Source organism: Proteus sp. G2669, from assembly GCF_009915245.1.
In the GTDB taxonomy this organism is placed as follows: Bacteria; Pseudomonadota; Gammaproteobacteria; order Enterobacterales; family Enterobacteriaceae; genus Proteus.
Genome location: NZ_JAABLX010000038.1, coordinates 20,861 through 27,621 on the forward strand (window position 1 = coordinate 20,861; position 6,761 = coordinate 27,621).

Annotated in this window: 9 protein-coding genes; 1 reads left to right on the forward strand and 8 read right to left on the reverse strand. The window is 41.7% G+C overall.

Translation table 11 applies throughout. The features are described from left to right. Positions 1 to 6 precede the first annotated feature (6 nt). From GWI68_RS09825 to GWI68_RS09840, 4 genes are all read right to left on the reverse strand, one after another. Complete coding sequence (locus tag GWI68_RS09825) at positions 7 to 1,275, reverse strand: phage portal protein (protein WP_166540156.1); 1,269 nt, start codon at positions 1,273 to 1,275, stop codon at positions 7 to 9. Then, on the reverse strand, positions 1,275 to 3,008 hold the full coding sequence (locus GWI68_RS09830; protein ID WP_166540157.1) for a terminase TerL endonuclease subunit: 1,734 nt from the start codon (positions 3,006 to 3,008) through the stop codon (positions 1,275 to 1,277). Before GWI68_RS09830 ends, GWI68_RS09825 begins: the two co-directional genes overlap by 1 nt. Next, entirely contained in the window at positions 2,962 to 3,429 is a 468-nt protein-coding gene (locus GWI68_RS09835; protein ID WP_166540158.1) for a phage terminase small subunit P27 family, read from the reverse strand. The genes GWI68_RS09830 and GWI68_RS09835 overlap by 47 nt, the downstream gene beginning before the upstream one ends. Before the next feature lie 115 nt (positions 3,430 to 3,544). Then, the gene (locus GWI68_RS09840) at positions 3,545 to 3,883 is read right to left on the reverse strand and encodes an HNH endonuclease signature motif containing protein (RefSeq protein WP_036937620.1); all 339 of its coding nucleotides are present in this window, start codon (positions 3,881 to 3,883) and stop codon (positions 3,545 to 3,547) included. A 145-nt stretch (positions 3,884 to 4,028) separates the two neighbouring features. Between GWI68_RS09840 and GWI68_RS09845 the strand changes: the two genes are divergently transcribed. Next, positions 4,029 to 4,610: a hypothetical protein gene (locus GWI68_RS09845; RefSeq protein WP_166540159.1), complete on the forward strand. Its 582-nt coding sequence runs from the start codon at positions 4,029 to 4,031 to the stop codon at positions 4,608 to 4,610. A gap of 43 nt (positions 4,611 to 4,653) precedes the next feature. Here the strand turns inward: GWI68_RS09845 and GWI68_RS09850 are convergent, their stop codons facing one another. From GWI68_RS09850 to GWI68_RS09865, 4 genes are all read right to left on the reverse strand, one after another. Then, positions 4,654 to 5,118: a lysis protein gene (locus tag GWI68_RS09850; RefSeq protein WP_166540160.1), complete on the reverse strand. Its 465-nt coding sequence runs from the start codon at positions 5,116 to 5,118 to the stop codon at positions 4,654 to 4,656. Positions 5,119 to 5,260: 142 nt separating this feature from the next. Then, on the reverse strand, positions 5,261 to 5,731 hold the full coding sequence (locus tag GWI68_RS09855) for a lysozyme (RefSeq protein WP_166540044.1): 471 nt from the start codon (positions 5,729 to 5,731) through the stop codon (positions 5,261 to 5,263). Then, positions 5,731 to 6,000 (reverse strand): phage protein, encoded by a 270-nt coding sequence (locus GWI68_RS09860; protein WP_020946092.1) that lies wholly within the window; start codon positions 5,998 to 6,000, stop codon positions 5,731 to 5,733. Before GWI68_RS09860 ends, GWI68_RS09855 begins: the two co-directional genes overlap by 1 nt. Before the next feature lie 64 nt (positions 6,001 to 6,064). Then, positions 6,065 to 6,487, reverse strand: coding sequence for a hypothetical protein (locus tag GWI68_RS09865; protein ID WP_166540045.1), 423 nt, complete (start codon positions 6,485 to 6,487; stop codon positions 6,065 to 6,067). Positions 6,488 to 6,761: the final 274 nt, after the last annotated feature.

Below are 6,761 nucleotides of genomic sequence, written 5' to 3' on the forward strand. Positions count from 1 at the left end.
AAATAATTAAGCCCCACTTTCGTGAGGCTCTTTATTGAGTTGGTTAATCGGTAAATATTGTGCTTGCCGGTAAGCGACATCCCCACCTTCAAGAGGAGGATAATTATCAAGCCGTCGCATTTCATTAATGGTTCTTAACCCCGATTCTCCCATCGCTTTCATAAACGCGGCGCGTGAAGTGGAATCGCCACGCAATAATCCATCAAGGTTATGTTCAGCATGGTATTTACCCACTTCGGGTGGTTTTAGAAGCCAACGCGCAATGCAGTTTTCCCATCGGGAGATATAGGGTTGTAAGGTATATTGAAGAAAACCTAAGTTTTGTTGCTCAATGCCTGTTCCCCAACTTGTTGATTTTTCAACATCACCGACTAAATGCGGTGGAACACCAAAGAAACGCGCTAATTCACTGACTTGAAATTTGCGGGAAGACATTGTTTCTGCATCTTGAGGACTAACACCAATATCTTGTGCTTGAAATCCCCCTTCTAAGATCCACAATCGTTTTTTAACGGGACCACCCGCAATTTCTTTGAAATTCTCTTCAAGTTGGCTACGTTGCTCTTTATTCAATACCTTATCGCCCGTTGTCAGAATTTTAGGAGACTTAGCCCCATTAGCGTAAAACTCACGTTGTTGATCTTCCATCGCAACGGCCGTGCTTGCTGTCTTACACGCATAAGCAATAGGCGACAATCCGACTAATCCATTAAAACCAAACCCTTTTAAATGAAAAATTTCGTGTTGTTTAAATTTCGCAAATTCATGATCACGCTGATATTTATAGATAATATTCTTCCCCTCCATGCATACATCCATATTGGCAGACAACAGAGGAAGCAAGCTGATCACATCACCGACTTTATTTCGCTCAATCAAGGCGAAAGCATTACCATAAAAGCAAAGCTGCATAGTCATTGCCTCTCGGAACTCTTGAGCGGTCATATATTGATTGGGCGAATATCGCAGTAATCGAGCTAATGGGTTACTTAAATCAACTTTGGTTCTATTTCCCTGTTTATCCGTTTCGAACACATCCAGTGGCAAACAAGCTGTTAACGTCGAAATTAAGCTAACACAACGCCAAACCGTTGATATTTGGAGTATTCGCTCATCATTTACAGAAGAATCACCAAGCGAGCCTTGCGCTGAGATAGTTCCTGATTGTGAACCTTGTTCAGGTGTCACGAGTCTTCCCCCGACAAAGAAAGAAGCCAGACGCGCAAACCAACCATGATTAGTGCGCAAATCGATTGAATATTGTTTATCTGTCATCACATACTCAATGGGTTAGAGAAAAAGTCATCAAGGTTGCCATCATCAACCTCACCTTCCGCAGCACCAATCGCCATTGCAGAGGCCACCACACCATCAATTCGACCAGTGCTTTTTTTCTTGGCAAAGACGCGGTTATCTTTTTGGTCAGCCTCAAGCACAGCGGATGCGGCATTCCATCTCAAACAAGGATTGGCGTGGATCTCAATCTTCTTGTCATCAATGAGCTGTTCAAACAGTTCGATAGAGTGTGGCATCCATAACCCTGAATCTTTGGCTTTGTAAAACCCTTGGCCATGTTGGATTAAGGGAACCGTCCCCCCTACTTCATCGAGTTTGGGTACAAGGTATTTAATGCGATAAGGGTCAAAGGCAATGGCTCTCATGTTGACGCGCATGGCCATCTCGGCGATACGTTCTGCCACAAATTCATATCTCACCGCATTCCCTGGAGTGGTATGCATAAAACCTTGCCTTACCCATAAGTCGTAAGGCACTCGGTCGGTTTTCGCTCTATCCAATAAGGTGTCTTTGGGTGTCCAAAATTCAACATAAAGACGTTTGAGGCGAGGAAAATACAGGGCTAATGCGGTTAAATCTTTGGTTCCCGATAAGTCCAATCCTCCATAACACTCTTCACCTTGAAGATCATCGAATGTGAATGTATTTTCACACTGCATCCATGTTTCACTGTTAATCCATGGATTATCGGCATCCACCCACTGACAAAAATTAAGCCGTCTGACAATACTTTCTTTTGCGGGCATACCTCGGGCTTGTGTCACTTGTTCGCGTAAATAGCGATCAGAAAAGGTGTAGCCCAATGACGGATTGGCTTTCCCCCAGCAAGACTCATCCTTAAAGGGATCATCGCCCTCATCCAGTGAGCAAATATAGGAAAAGAAACTGTCGTCTTCGATAGTTCCTTCGGCGACTTTTCGTCCGTATTCATGATAGTCATAACACACGCTGGTTTTATCATGGCCACTATTGGTGATCATAAATATCAAGGCTTGTCGCCGACCTTTTGTGCCCGCTCTCATCATCTCAACGGCAGTATTATTTTTGTGCTCATGAATTTCATCAATCAACGCACAATGGGGACGAGGCCCTGATTGCCCATCATCTGAGCTAATCGGGCGAAAGAATGAACTCGTTTTCAAATAAGCCAAGTTCCACTCTTTGCCTGTTCCGCCTGATTTGGTGATCCGCTGACTTAATGCGGGAGATTGATCAACCATTGCCACCGCATCACGAAACAAAATCATGGCTTGGTCTTTTTTCGTGGCTGCCGCATACACTTCGGCACGCGGTTCACTGTCGGCAACTAAACAATACAACCCAACGCCACCTGCCATTGGGGATTTTCCTGAACCTTTGCCCGATTCAACGTACACCATGCGAAATCGGCGTGTTCCATCAGTCATTTTCCAGCCAAAAATGGAACCAATCACAAAGCATTGCCAAGGCAATAAAATAAACGGTTTACCTTCATGTTCCCCACCATTGAGCTTTAAGACTTTCGCGAAAAAATCGATCACCCTTTTGACAGCCTCAACATCCCAGACTAATCCTCGTTGCTCAGCTTCATTTAAGTCTTTGAGATGACGTGCACATGCATGACGAATATCAGGCCCCGCTAAGATTTTGCCTTGATGCACGTCTTGCGCGTATTGCGTTGCGGGATCAACCGAAATATTGGTTGAGCGGCTCTTCCTCTTCTTCTCCACCATCCATCTTCACCTTCGAACGAGCGGCGGGGGTTAAACCAAACTCGACTAAATAACTTTTAAAACGGCGATCTGCATCAGCCAACATGGCAACGGCAGGATTCGCTTTAATTAAAAAATCCCCTAATTGCGTTTTTGTGGTGTATGTCCGACCTTCAATGGCAATGGTGTCTCGCAATTGAAGAATATCAGCGTAGATATCACACAGCCGTTCTAATGCCAGCGTGTCAGCCACGGTTAAAACGCCCATTCCATCGAGTAATAAGGTTAATTTTGCCCACGCCATTTTCCCCCAATCCGTTAAATGTTCGGGTGGGCTTGGTATTTCACGTTTAGGTTGGGGTTCTTTATCGTTGAGTTTTCGTTTTCCCGGATTACCGGTGACCACCTTCAAGTGGGTCGGTTTCGGGCGTCTTCCTGCCATCGGAACCTCCCAGAAAAAAACTTTTCATTTCGCGGTTGTGCACACAAATGAGGGCGCTAGGTAATCAGGGCGAAAGTGTTTGAACTTTTACCCCGCCCCCCCTGTATTCATGGTGTTATTGATGCCAATGAGAATTGGGATCGAGTGGAATGCCATCCGCATTACAGCCAATGACTTTGCCACTCTTTTCGATACGTTGTTTGGTTGAGTTATGATGCAGTTCGCATAAACTTTGGAAGTTATTTTTATCCCAGAATAAGGCTTGGGCTTTTGCGATACGTTCTTTATCGCCTGATTCAAGTGCTTCTTTAAGACGATGTGGAATAATGTGGTCAACCACTGTGGCAGCAGTAATGCGCCCTTGCTCTTGGCACATAACACAAAGTGGATGTTCATTTAGAAACGCTAATCGCACTTTAGCCCAGCGACCACCATAGACATTGCGTTTTTTCATGGTTTATCACCCCACATAACTATTTTTATAAGAAATAATAAACTTACTTAATTTCCATCCAAGCTGAGTTTTTAGCCATAATTTCTCTATATATTAATTATCATGATAAGATCTACTTACAATCCAAACAAAAATATCTTTACTAATGAAAACATCCCAAATAGATCCCGTTACTTCAACTTTAATTGACGCAATCAAAAATCCACGAGTTAAGCAAAAACTACACGAACTTAATTTATATTTTTATAATCGAAAACATGAGAATCAGATTAGGGATGAAATAAGCATTGTTATCAATGAGAACTCTGATTACTTAGCAATGACAGAACATCCCAAAAGCAGGAATGGTGCAGTGGACTTATCTCTTTATCCGGTGAATAAGGATGAATCTAGTTTGATTGCTACTATTGAATTTAAACATCATTATCCGAAGGATCTAACCATACCGGCGGTTCAAAATAGTATTATTTCTGACTTAACTCGTAATTTATCCAGTCAAACAAGTCATTTTATTCACATTATTCAACAAAGAAAAATGCATAAAAAACCGCCCGTTAGCGACGTAAAATTCTTGCAAAGAAATTCAGACGATATTGCTTATTACACATGCCTTTTAGAGGGCTTAGATAAATTTCCGTTAAAATACAATAAAAACAGCCACTCAATAACCGTGAAATCAGAATTTGTTGAGTCCACTTATACTTTCGATATCTACTCTCTTATGTGATAGATTTAATATATAAATTAAAGGGTTATAGATATAAAAAACACTAATCACCTACATACTCCTGCCTGATGTAATCTTGTAACCCTTTAATCATTTGCTCTGACTCTGCAATTCGCTCTCTGAGTAACCAATAATTTCGGATAGCGGTGTCAGTAGGTCGGGCGGTGGTTGCATAAGCCAAGCTGGTGGCGGAAGTGGTTGTGCTTTTGGGACACTCTGCTTTGATGTACACCCGCTCAGGATGACGCTCACTAATATCACGCAAGCGACTAATTTCTTTCTTAGCATTCGCTAACTCCTGCGTATATTGAATATCCAGTTGGTTTAATCGCATTATGCGTGCTTGATAATCAGTATTAATAGACTTCTGTTCTTCGAGAGCCACAGTTAGTTTTTTGTTGGTATCTGTCAGTGTGGTAATTCTGTTAGCTTGCCAATTAATCACCCAATAGCTACCCACAATAATGCCCACCATCGCAATGACGGCATAGAGTTTTCCATATTTCATGATTAGTACCGATGATATGAGAGTGCAATCTGACAGCGTTTTTCTAAACTAACGTGATCTTTAGTACATGTGTTATCAATCAAGAGATAAATACCACCAACGACAGTGATGAATAATATGAGGATAAAGCTGATAATGATGATTAAAGGTTTCCATGACATAGTGCTGACTCCGCCTCTCGACGACTGACAAGCCCTCGCCAAACCTTTCCGCCTGCATATACCCAACGTTTCATTTCTTCACAGGCACCCGCTCTATCACCCGCATTTAGTTTCTTAAGTAATGTTGAGCGAGCAAATGCGGTTGTACCCACATTAAAAGCAAAGGAATATAAAGCGGCTTTGGTGTGGTCATCGAGTGGTACTTTGATTAATACATCGACTTGCCGTTGTGTCTTAATAAAATCGTTTTGTAATAATGCATCACATTCTTGTTGTGTGTATCTCTTACCTTGAATAATGTCTTTGCCTGTATGCCCATAACAAACCGTCAAAACACCTGCCACATCACGATAAGGTTCATAACGCACACCTTCAAAATGGGCTATTACTACTAACGCGATTGCTGTGGCTCCCGCAGTTGTTAGCGCCGCTATTTTCTGTTTGAGAGACATTAAATATCCTTTGGCGCTTTCACCATTAATTCAGCAAGCCTTTTTAGGGTTTCAGTTGGGTTTTGTGGGTCAACATGACGAACAAGCTCTTCAAATAATTGAGTGCGTTTTCGTTGCTCTCGACGAGTCATAAAATAAGTGGCTAAACCTAAAACCATGCTAAACGCCATCCCGATAACAAATCCCCATTCATATAACGAAAGACTGGCAAAAAATGCCGTTAAGCCTGCGGTTCCGTAAGTAACATTGGTTAATTTATCCATACGCATAGTCACCCTCAGAGGAGTGTCCGTTGATGATTAGTGTGAGAGTTAAAAATGAAACGATAAAAAATTAGGCGGGTATTGATACTTTAAGTACCTTTAATAAACCTTCAGGCAACTGCTCTTCAAGTGACGCATTAGAAACAATCACAAGGCCGTACATGGATATCCATGTATTCGTTTGTTGTAAGTGTCCCTGAATAAATTGCTTCGCTTTCTCTAACAAATAAACACAACTCTCTTGCGTGTTTTTGCGCCAATAAGATTCAATCGCCACCAGCAATGGGTCACCTGCATCATTAATCTTTTGTGTGCCGATTCGATATTGCTTTTTACCTGTGGGAGATGTCGTGCAAATTAGTTGTGTGAGTTGTTGAGTTTCACTATCAGCCGTATGGATATTCGCCGTTAAAATGACGGAGGTATTCTTTTCACTGTCTGTTTCTGAGGCATAGTGAAGACTAAACTGTAATTCGCTTATCTCTTTTGACATAACATTTACCGATTTATTTAGTTAATAAGGTGCCGACTCACAACTCTTGTGAGAACGGTATAAGTGGGTGTTGATTCTGTGGTCGACGTAGATGAAAAGGCTACAAAGTAACCTTATTTAATTTAGGGTTGAATATATTAATGAGAATAATTATCATTACATACGTATCAAATTGACAGGTTTGATACGAATTAGTACGACATGACTTACATTGCTTCTTGCGTTTATTTTATATGCCGATATGACTCCTAGCGTATCGGCATTTTTTTATTTT

What these genes read in the sequence shown, in the direction of transcription:
- GWI68_RS09825 (WP_166540156.1), bottom strand. Translation starts at nt 1,275, where the DNA reads ATGACAGATAAACAATATTCAATCGATTTGCGCACTAATCATGGTTGG.
- GWI68_RS09830 (WP_166540157.1), bottom strand. Translation starts at nt 3,008, where the DNA reads ATGGTGGAGAAGAAGAGGAAGAGCCGCTCAACCAATATTTCGGTTGAT.
- GWI68_RS09835 (WP_166540158.1), bottom strand. Translation starts at nt 3,429, where the DNA reads ATGGCAGGAAGACGCCCGAAACCGACCCACTTGAAGGTGGTCACCGGT.
- GWI68_RS09840 (WP_036937620.1), bottom strand. Translation starts at nt 3,883, where the DNA reads ATGAAAAAACGCAATGTCTATGGTGGTCGCTGGGCTAAAGTGCGATTA.
- GWI68_RS09845 (WP_166540159.1), top strand. Translation starts at nt 4,029, where the DNA reads ATGAAAACATCCCAAATAGATCCCGTTACTTCAACTTTAATTGACGCA.
- GWI68_RS09850 (WP_166540160.1), bottom strand. Translation starts at nt 5,118, where the DNA reads ATGAAATATGGAAAACTCTATGCCGTCATTGCGATGGTGGGCATTATT.
- GWI68_RS09855 (WP_166540044.1), bottom strand. Translation starts at nt 5,731, where the DNA reads ATGTCTCTCAAACAGAAAATAGCGGCGCTAACAACTGCGGGAGCCACA.
- GWI68_RS09860 (WP_020946092.1), bottom strand. Translation starts at nt 6,000, where the DNA reads ATGCGTATGGATAAATTAACCAATGTTACTTACGGAACCGCAGGCTTA.
- GWI68_RS09865 (WP_166540045.1), bottom strand. Translation starts at nt 6,487, where the DNA reads ATGTCAAAAGAGATAAGCGAATTACAGTTTAGTCTTCACTATGCCTCA.